This window comes from Jiella sp. M17.18 (genome assembly GCF_041027365.1).
GTDB lineage: Bacteria > Pseudomonadota > Alphaproteobacteria > Rhizobiales > Rhizobiaceae > VKMB-3413.
This window is the reverse complement of the sequence record NZ_JBFTEH010000005.1, coordinates 15,331-30,019: the sequence shown is the minus strand read 5'-3', so window position 1 is coordinate 30,019 and position 14,689 is coordinate 15,331. Positions and strand designations below refer to the sequence as shown.

The following is a 14,689-nucleotide window of genomic DNA, read 5'->3' as shown; positions in this document are numbered from 1 at the left end:
GGCCCGTCCTGCCGCGGCTCACGCCGCGGTGGCTGCGGCGCGGAAGGCGCGCTCCTGATGCGGCGAGCGGGAATAGAGTTCGCGATAGCACTTGGAGAAATGCGACGCCGAGACGAAGCCGCAGGCGATGGCGATGTCGACGATCGGAAGCTGCGACTGCAACAGCAGGTGCCGTGCACGGTCGAGCCGGATTTCCAGATAGTAGCGCGCCGGCGAGCGGCCCATCTCCTTCTCGAACAGGCGCTCGACCTGGCGGCGCGACAGTCCGACGTGATCCGCCAGCTCGGAGAGCGAGAGCGGATCGGACAGGTTCGCCTCCATCACCTCGATCGCCCGCAGGACCTTCACGTGCTGGACCCCGAGGCGGGCCCGCAGCGGCAGCCGCTGCCGGTCGTGGGCGCCCCGGACGCGGTCGGTCAGCGCCTGCTCGCAGACGCGGTTGACGACGTCGTCGCCCTGGTCCTCGCGGATCAGCGCCAGCATCATGTCGAGCGAAGCGGTGCCGCCGGCGCAGGTGTAGATGTTGTGGTCGATCTCGAACAGGTCGGCATAGACGTCCGCCTGCGGGAAGGCCTCGGAGAAGCTCGCGAGATTCTCCCAGTGGATGGCGCAGCGGCGGCCCGAGAGGATGCCGGCGCTGGCGAGGATGAAGGCGCCGGTGCACAGGCCGCCGACCGAGATGCCGCGCTGATGCGCCTCGCGCAGATAGGAGAAGGCACTCTTGTCGTGGAAGTCCTCGACGAAGATGCCGGAGCAGGCGAACACCATCGACGGCCGCTTCTCCGACAGGAGCGCCCGCCGCTCCTCCTCGACGGAGGTGGATACGGAGACGGTGACGCCGTTCGAGGCGGTCACGCTCTCGCCGTCGGGCGACGCCAGGCGCCAGCGATAGACCTCCCGGCCCACCGTCCGGTTGGCGATCCTGAGCGGCTCGATCGCCGTGGCGAAGGCGATCATCGAGAAGTTCGGGACCAGCAGGAAGACGATGCTGCGCTTCGGCCCCTGCGGCAGCGGCTCCATCGGATCGGAGCGACGCCGCGCCGCCGTGCCGGTCCCGCTGTCACCACCCATGCCTTGCCCCGATCCACTGCCGCCGGAATGTCTGCCGGAGAATCGTGGCGACAAATCGGAGCGTCCGCAAGAGGTTGTGGCGGGGCGGACGCAAAAAGGCCCGGCGGTCGGCCGGGCCTCTTCCTCGGGCGTCAGGGCGTTGCTTCTCCCTTCGGGCGGGGCCGTCGGCCCCTCCCGTCAGCTGACGATGCGGATGCGCTTCACACGCTCGGCGATGTCCTGGAACACGGCCGTCAGGTCGCTCGCCTGCTTGACGGAATAGTAGTGGCCGGCATCGGTGGCGCAGCTCTTCAGCAGCGCCTCGTTCCCGTCGATCACCCGGATCGTGTAGAGCTCGAGAGTGGTGTTGTTGTCCGGGTTCTTCATCGCCTTGGCATTGGTGCAGGCAGCCGTGGTGCGGGCGTCGATCTGCGTGCTGTTCGAGGTCCAGCGGTTCTGGGTGTTGTCGCCATCGGTCAGCACGATCATGATGCGGCGGGTCTTGGGATCGGTATTTGCGCCCGTCAGCGGTGCGGTTCCCGTCAGCGCCTCCATGCCCCACTGCACGCCGATGGTGATGTTGGTGCTGCCGGTCGGATCCAGCGTGTCGACGGCGGTCGCGATGCTGTCGAGGTTGCTCGTAAGGCCAACCACGGGCGCCAGGGTCGCCTGGCAGGTGTCGGCCGGTATGTAGAGGGTGGCCGTGTTGGAGATGTTCGGCGCGTCCGGCAGCGTGTCGTACGGTTGGGTTCGGTCGGTGACGCAGCCGGAGAGCGGGCCCGTCACCTTTGTCTGACCAGCCGAGAATACGGTTTCGGAGCCGGTGTTCCAGCAAAAGCCCCAGAAGCAGGACTGGGTCGTCCGCACCGTCGTCAATGTCGATGTCGTCTTTGTCGTCTGATAGACGTAGATCGTCGATCCGCTCGTATAGGTGGCGGAGGATCCCGCCGTGAATCCCGCCAGCGACGTGTTGCAGTATTTCTGGTCGGTCGTGTACTTCAGGAGCGAGCAGGTGGCCGTGTTCGGAACGCCGTAATAGGCCGTCGTCTCGTTGTTCAGCTTGATCTGCGTATCGAACGGGACCATCGCCACCTGGACCTTGGCATCGCCCGTGCTGCCCTCGAAGTTCGCCACGAACAGCTTCACCGCCGCCTTCAGCTGCGTCATCTTCCCGTTTTCGCCCATCGAGCCGGTGGTATCGAGCACCAGCGCGATGTCGAGCGGCAGGTCGGAATGCTGCGAGACGGCCTCGACGGTCATCTTCAGCGAGTCGATATGCATCAGGGTGAGAAACGGCGTCGGAACGGTGAAGGCGGCGTCGTAGGTGAAGGTCTTTCCGTCGACGGTCAGCTTGGTGGAGGTGACGTCGATGTCGCTCTTGATGTTGGCCTTGAACAGCATGTCGGCCTGGCGCTGGCGCTCGGCGGCGTCAGTGCCGGTGTATTTCGCCGCGGCAAGGGCCGCGGCATCTGCCGCCGACTGGACGTCCGTGCGGATGCGAAGCGCGTTGGAATAGTCGACACCGCCGCCCATCGCGAGAATCAACGGTATCGCCGACAGTGCCGCGATCATCCCGAAATTGCCCCGCCGGTCCCGGCCAAAGCGTCCGAGAGCGGCGGCCAGCCCCTGTCCGAGCGCCGAGGAAAGCCTGCGTGCCGAGGCCATTGCGCCTACTCCTGCCGAGGTTCGAACTGACGGCGGAGGATTTCAGGGAAAGCTTAATATCGGCTCTCGAAGACCGTTCGGATTGTCCGGAGCGTCGAACGTCGCGGCGGAAGGTTAAGAAGTGACGAGCGGCTTGGCCGGCCGCGGAAGAGCCTTCAGAAGAAGGAAACGCCATCCAGCCGCTCGCCTCTTCCACTGCGGGGCGGCCTTCTATCGCGACAGGCGCCGGTGATTGGCCTTCACGCGCTTGGAGAAGGGCTTGAGGCCGGCGGTCAGGATGGCGTCGGCGTCGTTGACGGCGCGGGGACGGCCGGTCATCGCCGCCATGACCGTTTCGCCCGCGGCTTTCGCAACCGCCGCATTCATCGCGGCCAGGCTCTCGCCGGCGGCCTCGATCTTCTCGCTCACCATCCGCGAGGCCTCGGGGTCTCCGCCGGCGGTCGGAGTGCTGGCTGCTCTCATCCAGAACTGCATCATCCGGGTGCCGATGATGAACGGGGACATCGTCAGGAGGGTGACGACTTCCGCGGCGGCTTTGGGGGTGTCGTGGGACAAGGCCGGATGAGATGGGCGAAGGAACATGACCGCGGGACCTGTTGATGACGCCTGTCAACGCGGATGATCCCGCAATCGTCGCAGCGGCGCGAGGTTTATTTTTGCAGCGCAGCAAGATCGCTGGCCGACGACGCGACCGGCAATCTCCGGCGGTGCCTCGCTTCCCGCCGAACCTCAGACGAAGTGCAGGATCGCGAAGAGGGCTGCGCCGTAGACGCCCGTCAGCACGGCGACTGCCGCGATGCCGACCAGCAGGGCGGCGAGCAGCCAGAGCCCGTCCCGCGTGCTGATTGCCACGCCTGCGATCGCAATCGACACGCCGGGCATCATGTTGGTGAAGGGGAAGGGGATCGTCACCAGCACCGCCATGACGAAGCAGTACCAGCCGACGGCCGACAGGAGCAGACGCTCGGGCATCGGCCAGTAGCGGTGGCGCGCCAGCCGCTCGATCCGCCGCAGCCACGGTCCGATCTTCGCCATCAGGAGCGCGATCTTGTCCGGCGAAAGCCGCATCTGGCGCACCCGCTGCGGCAGCCACAGGCGATGCCGCCCGATGGCGAGCTGGAAGGTGAAGAGGATCAGCGGGATGCCGAAGAACAGCGAGGCGCCCGGCGGCAGGGGGACGAGGTTCAGGCCGCCGAACAGGATGAAGAAGGCGCCGAAGGCGCGCGTGTCGAAGGCGAGCGACAGCTCCCCGATCGTCGGCTCGGCCCGGTTCTGGTGCGAAAAGCCGCGCAGGATGGCCGAAATCCGCTTCTGACGGATTCCGCCGCGCCGGCGAAGCGACCGTCGGAAGCTGGAGGAACCGGCAGGAGACACACGGGGGGCTCGACGTAGGGACGCTTCGGTTTGACTCATGACCATGCCGATCGTGCGGGCTGCCGACTTCAGGGCTCGAACTGCCGGGAGCCGATCGTTGCCGGCACGAGGGCTCACTATGCCCTTTCGCAGGTTAAGTCGAGGTTCCCGTATTCCTATCGTGACAGAACATGTCGACACGAGGGCGTGACGCCCGTCACAGGCCGCGCAGCAGTCGTAGCGCCCGCCTAGCCTGTTCGGCAGGGGTCGAGGATCTCGATCCCGAAGGCGGGGCGGCGGCGCTGCACGAAGGACGGGTGGGTGAGCGCCGTATGCGCGTCGGTCCGGCCGTCGGCCCAGCGCTCGACCGCGGTCCGGCGCGAGAACTCGTAGTCCTTGGCCTCGCTGTTCCAGGCCTTGCGGCGGTTGATCAGGTGGACGAGCGTGATCGCCGCGTCGTTGGAGGCCTCCCGCAACAGGGCGGCATCCGGATCGTCGGCGAATTCCGGCGGCAGCTTGGCGAGCAGACGGTGCATTGCGCGGCGCTCCTTCTGCTTCTGTTTCACCGCGTCGGAGTTGAGGCGGGTCCGGCTGGAGAAGCGGATGTCCTTCTCGCGTTCGGACAGGTCGAAGATCGATTCCGGCAGCGGGCCGGCGGCCGGGAAGAGGTCCACCTGGAAGATGCACATGTCGTCCCGTGTGTCCTGGTCCAGCACGTAGGCGAGGGGGGTGTTCGAGACGAGGCCGCCGTCCCAGTACCAGTCGTCGTCGATCTTGATCGGGGGGAAGCCGGGCGGCAGCGCGCCGCTCGCCATGACGTGTTCCGGGCCGAGGCGCATGTCGGCGGTGTCGAAATAGCGGAAATTGCCCGTCGCGACATTCACCGCGCCGAGGCTGACGCGCATGCCCCCGTCGTTGAGGCGGTCGAAGTCGACGAGGCGCTCGAGCGTCCGCCGCAGTGGCGTTGTGTCATAATAGCCGATCGCGCCGGGATGGGCGGACGGCAGGAGATAGGTGGGCGGCACCCGCGGGTGAAAGAATCCGGGCACGCCGTAGAGCGCGGTCACGGCGCTGGCCTCCGAGGCGAGGCTTCTGGCGAAGTTGCCAGGGACCGGCAGCGGCTCGGTGATCGCGAGCGTCGAGGATACCTCGTTCCAGAAGGCTCGCAGGGCCGCGATGCGCCGCTCCGGCGGATTGCCTGCGATGAGGGCGGCGTTGATCGCGCCGATGGAGATGCCGGCGATCCAGTCGGGACGCCCGCCGGCGTCGGAAAGCGCCTCGAAGACGCCGCCCTGGTAGGCGCCGAGCGCGCCTCCGCCCTGCAGGACCAGAACCAGCCGCTCGCCATCATGCGTGATGGGCGAGCGCGCGTCGGAAGCCGGGCGTTCAGGCATATCCGTCCCTCTCGCTTTCGCCTGCCGCAACGTCGGGTGTCTGCTGCGCTGCAGCATCGATGGATGTGGCATCGGAACGGCAGCGCCGCAAGGGGTTTCTCCGCCAGATGCTGTGGCCGAGCCGCAACTTGCCCGCGCCTTCGGCAACGACGGCGAAAAGATGGCGGAACCGGAAAATTGCGGCGGCGTTACGGTTGCAGTCTCAACTGGAGTTCGGTCCATGTCCCAGCGTATCGTCGTCCTCACCACCCTCCTCGCCGGCGTCCTCATGATTTCGGCCTGCGCGAACACGATCCGCGGCGCCGGCCGCGACGTTGGCAATACGGTCGACGCAACGGGTCAGGCCGTGCGCAACGTCGCGCAGTAATCGGAAGAGGAGCCGGGCCGGCCCTTCGCGGCTGCCCGGCCGCCTGCCGGATGCTTCGCCCGGAGGGCAACAAGCTCCGGGAGATAGTCGTATCTGTCTGTCGGTTCGACGACGCGGCCCGCCGAAGCCGTCTCGCCATCGACGCCGACGGCCCCGTGCTTCGAAAAACGACAGGCGCGGTGGCCATCCGCGTGCACCGGCGCGCCGCGCCGGTTCGCTGAATGACGCTCCAAACCCTTCGCCGAATGACGTATAGTCGGCTGAGTGTTGTCCGAGGGCGTTGCCGCGATGAACCGGGTGTTCACCTATCTGATGGCGCGGCCGATCTTCTTCGCCGCGGCGGTCGTGCTGGCGCTGGCGCTTCTGCCGGTCGCGGTCTGGCTCGACCTGCGGCACCTTTCGGACATGTCGCTGAACACGCAGGCGAACAGCCTCAACGCGATGATCACCGACATCCGCAGCTACTATGCGACGAATGTCGTCGGTCGCGTGCTGGCCAATCCGGGCGGCAAGACGATTGCCGCTCACAACTACATGGACATTCCCGGCGCGATCCCCATTCCCGCGACCCTCTCGCTGGAACTCGGCCAGGTGATCGGCCATCGCGGTGAGGACATGCGGTACCGCTTCGTGTCGGACTACGTCTTCACGTCGCGCCAGCCCCACAAGCTCGACGCGTTCGAGACCGGTGCGCTCGCGACCTTCCGGAAGGATGCCGGCAATCCGCCCGTCATCACCGCCGTCAGCGGTTCGCTGTTCGACCGCAGGATCCGGCTCGCCGCGCCGGTGATCATGGGAACCGCCTGCGTCGCCTGCCACAATACCCATCCCGAGAGCCCGAAGCGGGACTGGAAGGTCGGCGATGTCCGCGGCATCCAGGAGATCGAGGTGACGCAGCCGATCGCGGCGAACCTCCTCTCGTTCAAATACCTTCTCACCTATTTCGCCGGCGCCGGCCTCTTCGGCGCCGCCTTCGCCTCCATGCAGTGGCGCCAGGCGCGCACCTTCGGCCGTATGAACCGCGAACTCGAGGAGGCCAATTCCTTCCTCGCCGCCGTCTCGATGAAGATCTCCAAATATCTCTCGCCGCAGGTCTACCGCTCGATCTTCTCGGGCGAGCGGGACGTGGTGATTTCCACCGAGCGCAAGAAGCTGACGATCTTCTTCTCCGACATCAAGGATTTCACCGTCTCCTCGGAGCGGCTGCAGCCGGAGGAGCTGACCGCGATCCTCAACGAGTACTTCACCGAGATGGCGAAGATCGCCCACGAGCACGGGGCGACGGTGGACAAGTTCATCGGCGACGCGATCCTCGCCTTCTTCGGCGATCCCGAGACCAAGGGCCCGAGGGAGGATGCAAGGGCCTGCGTCGCGATGGCGATCGCCATGCAGCGGCGCATGGCGGAGCTGAACGTCGCATGGCGCCGGCGCGGCATCGAGCGGCCGTTCCAGGCGCGCATGGGGATCAACACCGGCTTCTGCAATGTCGGCAATTTCGGCAGCGCCGACCGGATGGACTACACGATCATCGGTGCCGAGGCGAACCTTGCCGCCCGGCTGGAGCAGATCGCCGAGCCGGGCGGCATCGTGATGAGCTACGAGACCTATGCGCATGTGGAGGATACGGTCCGGGCCCGGCCGCTGCCGGCGATCTCGCTGAAGGGCATCAGTCGCGAGGTGATCCCTTACGTGGTGGAGGGCATCCACGACGAACGCGCGGCCGACACCGGGATCATCAACGAATTCACCGAGGGCGCGCGGATCTTCCTCGACCTCGATCGGGTGACGGGCGCCGAGCGTGCCCGGCTGCAGGCGATCCTCGCGGATGCGCTGGATGCTTTGAAGCAGCGCCCGACGGCGGCCCAGTAGACGGCCTCGCCGCGGGTCTCACGCCCATCCGGCTTCGCCGCCGTCGAATACCGGCTCGACCCGATGCCGCGGGTCGGCGAAATCCATGCGCGCCTCGATGCCATGCGGGGTCTTCTCCCAGTTGTGCGGGGCGAAGAAAAGCTGGCGGAAGGCCCGGAGGCCGGCACAGGCGACCAGCAGCCAGTAGAGCGGGAGGTATGGGTAGAACCGCGGCAAGGTGCGTCGCTCCCTGGCGTCGAGCGCCACGCCGGACAGCGCGATGAAAACGCCGTAGCCGCCGGCGGCGTTGATCAGGTCGAGCACGAAGAGCGGATCGAGGTCCGTGACCTTCAGGGCGCCATCGACGAGCGAGGTCACGAACAGGGCGACGATGCCAAGGAAGATCGGATGCACGAGCGAAGATGCGAGCATGCCGAGGAACAGCAGCTGGAAGGCCGCCATGCGTCGCATGCCGAGTTCGCGCAGCAGCCGGCGCGGCTCGCGCATGTGGAGGAGATAGGTCTGGAACCAGCCCTTCAGCCAGCGCGTGCGCTGTCTGTACCAGATCGTCAGCCTTTCCGGCGCGTCCTCGAAGGTCGGCCGGGTGATCGTTCCGACGCGGAACCCCTTGCGCACGAGGCGCAGGCCGAGATCGGCATCCTCGGTCACGTTGTGCGAGTCCCAGCCACCCGCGGCAACGAGATGGGCGCGGACGAAATGGTTGGACGTTCCGCCGAGCGGCAGCGGCAGACCGTGGCTGGCCAGCCAGGGCAGGATCCGGCGGAACAGCGCCGCATATTCGAGCGCGAAGACGCCGGCCAGCCAGTTGCGCTGGCCGTTGCGGATCACCAGCGGCGCCTGGACGCAGGCGAGGCCGGCCGGGCCGGTGCGGAAGGCGCGGTAGGCCTCCTTCAGCTGGCCGGGATCCGGCTCGTCTTCGGCGTCGTAGAGCACGACGAACTCCCCGGACACGAGCGGCAGAGCGGTGTTGAGCGCCTTCGGCTTGGTGCGCGGCTCCGAGGGCGGGACCTCGATCACCGCAAACTGCGGCCGTCCGCGGATCGCCGCCCGGACGGCTCGGATCGTCGCGACGTCGTCCGCCTCGCAGACGAGCCGGATCTCCAGCCGGCTCGCCGGCCAGTCGAGTGCCGCGAGCGCTTCGACGAGGTGCGGCACCACCGTCGTCTCGTGATGCAGCGCGACAAGCACCGAGTACACGGGCAGCGGCTCGTCGGGGAGGGCGGGTGGCGAAACCGGTTGCAGCTGGGGCTGCGGCCCGGCGAGGGCGGCGCAGCGGAAGGCGAGGCAGCCGCCGAACAGGAGACCGGCCGAGGCGTGGACCAGGTCCAGCATCAGCCGGGGCGCCGCGACGGCGGCGGCTGCCGCGAAGGTGACGGCGAGCACCAGAGCCGCGGCCTGCGCAGCCGTCAGAACCGTGCGGGCCGAAAGGATCGGCTCGTCCGCGGAGAGGCTGAGGACGGCCGCCCGCCATCGCTCCGGCAGGGTCTGGCGCTCGATCGCGGCCCGGACGTCCGAGGTCGTCGTGACCCTGGCGATCCGCCGCAGCGACGGCCAGGCCTGGAGATGGGCGGCGAGAGCGTCGAGCCGTTCCAGCCGCGGAACCAGGAAGAGCTTGGCGTCGAGCCGGTCGTCGCAGGTCTTGAGGATCCGCGGCGGCGGCCGGCCCACCAGCCGCTCCGCCCCGAGCACCTCGTCCGCCTCGCCGATATCTTCGAACGGCAGGTCCAGCGCCGCAGCCATGGCCGCCGCGAGCGTCGTCTCCTCGACGTCTCCCGCGACGAGCAGCTCGGCGGCGATGTCCGTGCCGTTCCGGCTCGCCGCCTCGGCTGCTGCGGCAACCGTCTCAGGCCCGATGTCCAGCGTGGAGAGGATCAGGCTTGCGAGAAACGGCTGCGCGAGCTTTGCGTCGAACCTCGGCCGGAACCGCCCGCCCGTCGGCGACGGCGCAGAGCGCAAAGCCGAGGCTGGAATCCGGCCGTTGCGCCCCGGTGGCTGGGACGCGTAGAATGCCCGGTGACTGTCGACGACGTCATACGAGTTGTCGTGCACGCGAAAAGGCCCACCCCGACCCGACCGGCTTTCGCCCGCTGCCGTTGCAAAAGGCAGTGTCATCTTGTTTGGGTGGTGACGCTGGGGAAACTAATCAATGCGAGAATTCATCGCGCAGAAGTTGATTCTTGCAGGGGTGACCGTGCTCTTCTGCGTGGCGCCGGCAGTTCTCGTCCGCGCCGCCGACCCGCAGAACGTCGTCCCCACGCCGAACTTCTTCGATCAGCGCCAGCGCATGTCGAAACCCGACCTGTCCGGCCGGCAGCGCATCCGGTTCCTGACGACGACGGATTACCCGCCGTTCAACTTCCTGGACTCGCGCGGCCAGCTGGCCGGCTTCAACGTCGAGCTTGCCCGGGCGATCTGCGAGGAGCTCGACATCCTGCCGCGCTGCCAGATCGAAGCCATGGCGTTCAAGGATCTCGTGCCGGCGCTGGAGCGGGGCGACGGCGAGGCGATCATTGCCGGCCTCGCCATGACGCCGCAGACGCGGAGCCAGTTCGCCTTCTCCGAACCCTATTTCCGCTATCCCGCGCGCTTCGTGACCCGCAGGGACAGGATGGTGAAGCCGCCGGTCGCGGCCGGTTTAAAGGGCAAGGTCGTCGGCGTCGAGAAGGGCAGCGCGCATGCCGCCATGCTCCGGGCCTTCTTCCCCGACGTGAAGGAACAGGTTTTCGACATGCGCAACGACGGCCTCGCCGCGATGAAGGGCGGCAAGATCGACGCCTTCTTCGGCGATGGCGTCAGCCTGTCCTTCTGGCTGGAGAGCGAAGCGGCCGCGGGGTGCTGCAGCTTTTCCGGCGGGCCGTTCCTGTCCGACCGCTTCCTCGGCGAGGGGCTGGCGATCGCCGTCGCCCCGAACGACAAGGCGCTGGCCGACGCGATCGACTATGCCATCGGTCAACTGGTCGAGAAGAAGCGCTTCTCCGACCTGCTGCTGCGCTACTTCCCGGTCAGCGCGTTCTGATCGACCGGTCAGAGCCGGCGGTAGCGCACCCGGGCCGAGTGCTCGATGGCGCCGGAGGTGAGGCGGTCGAGCTCGAAGGCGTCGCGCAGCATCTCCAGAAAGCGCAGCTCCGGCTCCTTGGCCTTGACGTCGGCGGCAGCGACCTCCACCGCGAGTGCATAGGCGGTCTCGTAGACCGCGTCCGGCACGGCTGCCTTCACGTTCTCGATGATCTCGTCGAGCCCGTCCTCGCGATCGAGAATCTCGCTGCAATGGCGCACCATCGCGTCGAGCCGGCTCCGGTCGAAGCCCTGGAAGACCGGCAGCGTCTCGAGGAGCAGCGAGAGGCCACGCAGCTCGGTCTCGCTGACGGCGCCGTCGGCGGCGGCCATGGCGATCATCAGATGCACCAGCGCCTCCTGCGGTTCGAGATCGGCCATGTCGTGTCTGCCTTCAGCTGTCGAATTGGGAGCCGAACTTAAGGGCGCAGGCGAGGGCCAACAAGACGCGGCGGCCGGCTTTGTTGACGGCTCGCCGGCTTCTTTCTAGACGTCCTCGGCACGGATTTTTCGCGCGCTGCGACGGCTTCACCGTCGTCGATGCCGCCGCGCCGTCTCCCGCCGAACCCATGAAGGACCCGCGATGCCGACCCCGCCGATCGAAGCCGACGCCGCGACGTTTCGCGCGGAAGCGCTCGCTTCCAATGCCTGGCCGTTCGAGGAGGCCCGCAAGCTGCTGGCGCGGTTCGAGAAGACCGGTACGCCGAATGAGGTGCTGTTCGAGACCGGCTACGGCCCGTCCGGCCTGCCGCATATCGGCACCTTCGGCGAGGTGGCGCGCACCTCGATGGTCCGCCACGCCTTCCGCGTCTTGACCGGCGACCAGGTGGCGACGCGGCTGCTGTGCTTCTCCGACGATATGGACGGCCTGCGCAAGGTGCCGGAGAACGTGCCGAACCGCGACATGATGCTCGCCCATCTCGGCCGGCCGCTGTCGCGCGTGCCGGACCCGTTCTCGAACGAGCACCCCTCCTTCGGCGCGGCCAACAACGCCCGGCTCAGAGCCTTCCTCGACGGCTTCCGCTTCGACTACACCTTTGCCTCGGCGACCGATTACTACACCGCCGGCCGCTTCGACGCGACGCTCCTGAAGATGCTCGCGGCCTACGACGAGGTGATGGAGATCATCCTGCCGACGCTTGGGCCCGACCGGCGCGCGACCTATTCGCCCTTCCTGCCCGTCCATCCGAAGTCCGGCATCGTCCTGCAGGTGCCGATGGTCGAGCGCGACGTTGCGCGCGGCATGGTCGCCTATCTCGACCCGGACACCGGCGAGCGGATCGAGACGCCGGTCACCGGCGGCGCGGTCAAGTGCCAGTGGAAGGCCGACTGGGCGCTGCGCTGGACGGCGCTCGGCGTCGACTACGAGATGGCCGGCAAGGACCTCATCGACTCGGTCAACCTCTCCTCGCAGATCTGCAAGGCGCTCGGCGGCACGCCGCCGGAGGGCTTCAACTACGAGCTCTTCCTCGACGAGAAGGGCCAGAAGATCTCGAAGTCCAAGGGCAATGGCCTGACCATCGACGAATGGCTCGCCTATGCCTCGCCGGAGAGCCTCGCCTTCTACATGTTCGGCAAGCCGAAGGCCGCCAAGCGCCTCTATTTCGACGTCATTCCCAAGGCCGTCGACGACTACTACGCCTTCGTCTCCGCCTATCAGCGCCAGGACCTGAAGCAGCGGCTGCAGAACCCTGTCTGGCACATCCACGACGGGGCGCCGCCGGCCGAAAGCGTGCCGGTGCCCTTCGCCATGCTGCTGAACCTCGTCTCGGCCTCGAACGCCGCCAACAAGGCGACGTTGTGGGGCTTCATCACCCGCTACGCGCCGGGCGTCACGCCCGAGACCGCGCCGGAACTCGACCGCCTCGTCGGCTACGCCATCCGCTACTACGACGACTTCGTGAAGCCGGGAAAGACGTTCCGCGCGCCGGACGACGTCGAGCGGGCGGCGCTCGAGGAACTCGACGCCAAGCTGGCGGCGCTGCCGGCGGACGCCGACGGCGAGACGATCCAGAACGCCATGCTCGACGTCGCCCGTCCGATCGAGCGCTACCAGGACATGAAGAAGAAGGGCCCGGAAGGCGGTCCGGGCGTGTCGGTGGAGTGGTTCCAGGCGCTCTACCAGATCCTGCTCGGCCAGGAACGCGGTCCGCGCTTCGGCTCCTTCGTCGCGCTCTACGGCATCGTCGAGACGCGCGAGCTGATCCGCGCGGCGCTGGAGGGGCGGCTGGCCGCCTCGGCCTGAAGCGTCTTCGGCGAGGCGCGAATGGACGGACTCCGGCCGGAGCGGCGATCGCTCGAACCTGCGGCCGGCCGTTAGCCCGCAGTTTACCCTGAAGGCAACTCAGCGAGCAGAAGCTGTGCTTGCTGAGCCATATTCACGCCGTCTCAACGTGAGCGGGCGACAACGGTCGTCGACTTCATGCGGCCCGCGGGGGCGCGCAAGAGGAGGCCCTATCCGTGGATGCACGTGTTCCCCAGACGGAGCGACCGATCTTCGTCGACCTCGACGGCACGCTGATACGCAGCGACCTCTTGTGGGAGACGCTGTTCCTCGCTGCCCGGCAGTCGCCGCAGCTGATGTGGCGTCTGCCGCTCTGGGCGGCGGAAGGCAAGGCGCGGTTGAAGGCCGAGCTGGCGCGGGCGGTCGAGTTCGACGCCGCGCTGCTGCCCTACCGCACCGAAGTCGTCGAGGCGCTGCAGCGCGCCAAGGCCGAAGGCCGGCGCATCGTGCTCGCGACTGGCGCCAACGAGCGGCTCGCCCACGCCGTGGCGGAGCACCTCGACCTGTTCGACGAGGTGATGGCATCCGGCGACACGGTCAACCTCACCGCCGAGCGCAAGCTCGAGCGCATCATGACGAGCTGCGGCGAAGACGGCTTCGACTATTACGGCAATTCGCACGAGGACATCTGCCTGCTCGACCGGGCGGCGGAAGCCACCGTCGTCGCGCCGGACCGCGCCGCGCATCGCTGGCAGAGGCGCAGCGGCTCCAACCGCATCGACGCCGGCAGCCGGCCCGCCCGCGCCGCGCTGAAGGCGATGCGCCCGCACCAGTGGGCAAAGAACGTCCTCGTCTTCGTGCCGATGGTCCTGACGCACGACTTCTTCAATCCGGGGATGATCGTCGCCGGCATCCTCGCCTTCATCAGCTTCTCGTTCGCGGCTTCGGCGGTCTACCTTCTCAACGACCTCCTCGACCTCACCGCCGACCGCAAGCACAAGACCAAGCGCAACCGGCCATTCGCCAGCGGCGAGCTGCCGATCGCGACGGGGCTGAAGCTGGCCCTGGGGCTGCTCGCGACGGCGATGGTGATCGCGCTCGTCCTGCCGCCGCTCTACCTGCCCGTCCTCCTCGTCTACCTCGTCGCGACGACGGCCTATTCGTTCTTCATCAAGCGCATGCTGCTGATCGACGTACTGACTCTCGCCGGGCTCTACACGACGCGCATCCTCGCCGGAGCGGAGGCGACCGACAACACCCTGTCCTTCTGGCTGCTCGCCTTCTCGCTGTTCTTCTTCCTGTCGCTGGCGCTGGTGAAGCGCTATACCGAGTTGCAGGATTTCGGCGTCGGCGCGCATCGCTCCAAGACCGGCCGCGGCTATGTCGACGCGGATCTCGAAACGCTCGCCCAGGCCGGCATGACCTCGGGCTTCGCCTCGGTGATGGTGCTGGCGCTCTACATCAACAGCCCGGAAGTGCTGCGGCACTACACAGAGCCGGTGCTTGTCTGGCCGATCTGTCCGATCCTGCTCTACATCATCGTGCGGATCTGGGTGCTGGCGCGGCGCGAGCAGATGCACGACGACCCGGTCGTCTTCATCCTGCGCGACTGGCGCAGCCAGATGATGGTCGCCATCGGCGGCGTGATGTTCGTGCTGGCCGCCTATGCGTGACGCCGCCGCCGCCGACCATCAGAGCTGGGGCCGCATCCGG

The 14,689-nt window shown here is 67.5% G+C and carries 12 protein-coding genes; 5 read left to right on the top strand and 7 right to left on the bottom strand.

Features of this window, described 5'->3' with window-relative positions; all coding sequences use genetic code 11:
- Positions 1–18: 18 nt before the first annotated feature.
- From AB5S17_RS10870 to AB5S17_RS10850, 5 genes are all read right to left on the bottom strand, one after another.
- Complete coding sequence (locus AB5S17_RS10870) at positions 19–1,020, bottom strand: GlxA family transcriptional regulator (protein ID WP_369239724.1); 1,002 nt, start codon at positions 1,018–1,020, stop codon at positions 19–21.
- A gap of 228 nt (positions 1,021–1,248) precedes the next feature.
- Positions 1,249–2,715, bottom strand: coding sequence for a pilus assembly protein TadG-related protein (locus tag AB5S17_RS10865; RefSeq protein ID WP_369239153.1), 1,467 nt, complete (start codon positions 2,713–2,715; stop codon positions 1,249–1,251).
- Between the two features lie 210 nt (positions 2,716–2,925).
- Complete coding sequence (locus AB5S17_RS10860) at positions 2,926–3,297, bottom strand: hypothetical protein (protein ID WP_369239151.1); 372 nt, start codon at positions 3,295–3,297, stop codon at positions 2,926–2,928.
- Between the two features lie 147 nt (positions 3,298–3,444).
- Positions 3,445–4,089 carry an exopolysaccharide biosynthesis protein gene (locus AB5S17_RS10855; RefSeq protein ID WP_369239149.1) on the bottom strand — a complete coding sequence of 215 codons (645 nt, stop codon included), beginning with the start codon at positions 4,087–4,089 and terminating at the stop codon, positions 3,445–3,447.
- A 227-nt stretch (positions 4,090–4,316) separates the two neighbouring features.
- Positions 4,317–5,462, bottom strand: a complete 1,146-nt coding sequence (locus AB5S17_RS10850) for a DUF3734 domain-containing protein (protein WP_369239147.1) — start codon at positions 5,460–5,462, stop codon at positions 4,317–4,319.
- A gap of 220 nt (positions 5,463–5,682) precedes the next feature.
- Here AB5S17_RS10850 and AB5S17_RS10845 point away from each other — a divergent pair, with 220 nt between their 5' ends.
- Together AB5S17_RS10845 and AB5S17_RS10840 are read left to right on the top strand one after the other, a co-directional pair.
- Positions 5,683–5,829: a hypothetical protein gene (locus AB5S17_RS10845; protein WP_369239145.1), complete on the top strand. Its 147-nt coding sequence runs from the start codon at positions 5,683–5,685 to the stop codon at positions 5,827–5,829.
- 312 nt (positions 5,830–6,141) lie between these two features.
- Positions 6,142–7,698, top strand: coding sequence for an adenylate/guanylate cyclase domain-containing protein (locus AB5S17_RS10840; RefSeq protein ID WP_369239722.1), 1,557 nt, complete (start codon positions 6,142–6,144; stop codon positions 7,696–7,698).
- Between the two features lie 18 nt (positions 7,699–7,716).
- Here AB5S17_RS10840 and AB5S17_RS10835 read toward each other — a convergent pair whose 3' ends face one another.
- Positions 7,717–9,747, bottom strand: a complete 2,031-nt coding sequence (locus AB5S17_RS10835; protein WP_369239143.1) for a glycosyltransferase family 2 protein — start codon at positions 9,745–9,747, stop codon at positions 7,717–7,719.
- A 97-nt stretch (positions 9,748–9,844) separates the two neighbouring features.
- On the opposite strand from AB5S17_RS10835, the gene AB5S17_RS10830 reads away from it, so the two are divergent.
- Positions 9,845–10,714 carry a transporter substrate-binding domain-containing protein gene (locus tag AB5S17_RS10830; RefSeq protein WP_369239141.1) on the top strand — a complete coding sequence of 290 codons (870 nt, stop codon included), beginning with the start codon at positions 9,845–9,847 and terminating at the stop codon, positions 10,712–10,714.
- An 8-nt stretch (positions 10,715–10,722) separates the two neighbouring features.
- Here the strand turns inward: AB5S17_RS10830 and AB5S17_RS10825 are convergent, their stop codons facing one another.
- Positions 10,723–11,133, bottom strand: coding sequence for a tellurite resistance TerB family protein (locus tag AB5S17_RS10825; protein WP_369239140.1), 411 nt, complete (start codon positions 11,131–11,133; stop codon positions 10,723–10,725).
- Positions 11,134–11,335: 202 nt separating this feature from the next.
- On the opposite strand from AB5S17_RS10825, the gene AB5S17_RS10820 reads away from it, so the two are divergent.
- The gene (locus tag AB5S17_RS10820) at positions 11,336–12,997 is read left to right on the top strand and encodes a lysine--tRNA ligase (protein ID WP_369239138.1); all 1,662 of its coding nucleotides are present in this window, start codon (positions 11,336–11,338) and stop codon (positions 12,995–12,997) included.
- Between the two features lie 215 nt (positions 12,998–13,212).
- The gene (locus AB5S17_RS10815; RefSeq protein WP_369239136.1) at positions 13,213–14,649 is read left to right on the top strand and encodes a UbiA family prenyltransferase; all 1,437 of its coding nucleotides are present in this window, start codon (positions 13,213–13,215) and stop codon (positions 14,647–14,649) included.
- Positions 14,650–14,689 lie beyond the last annotated feature (40 nt).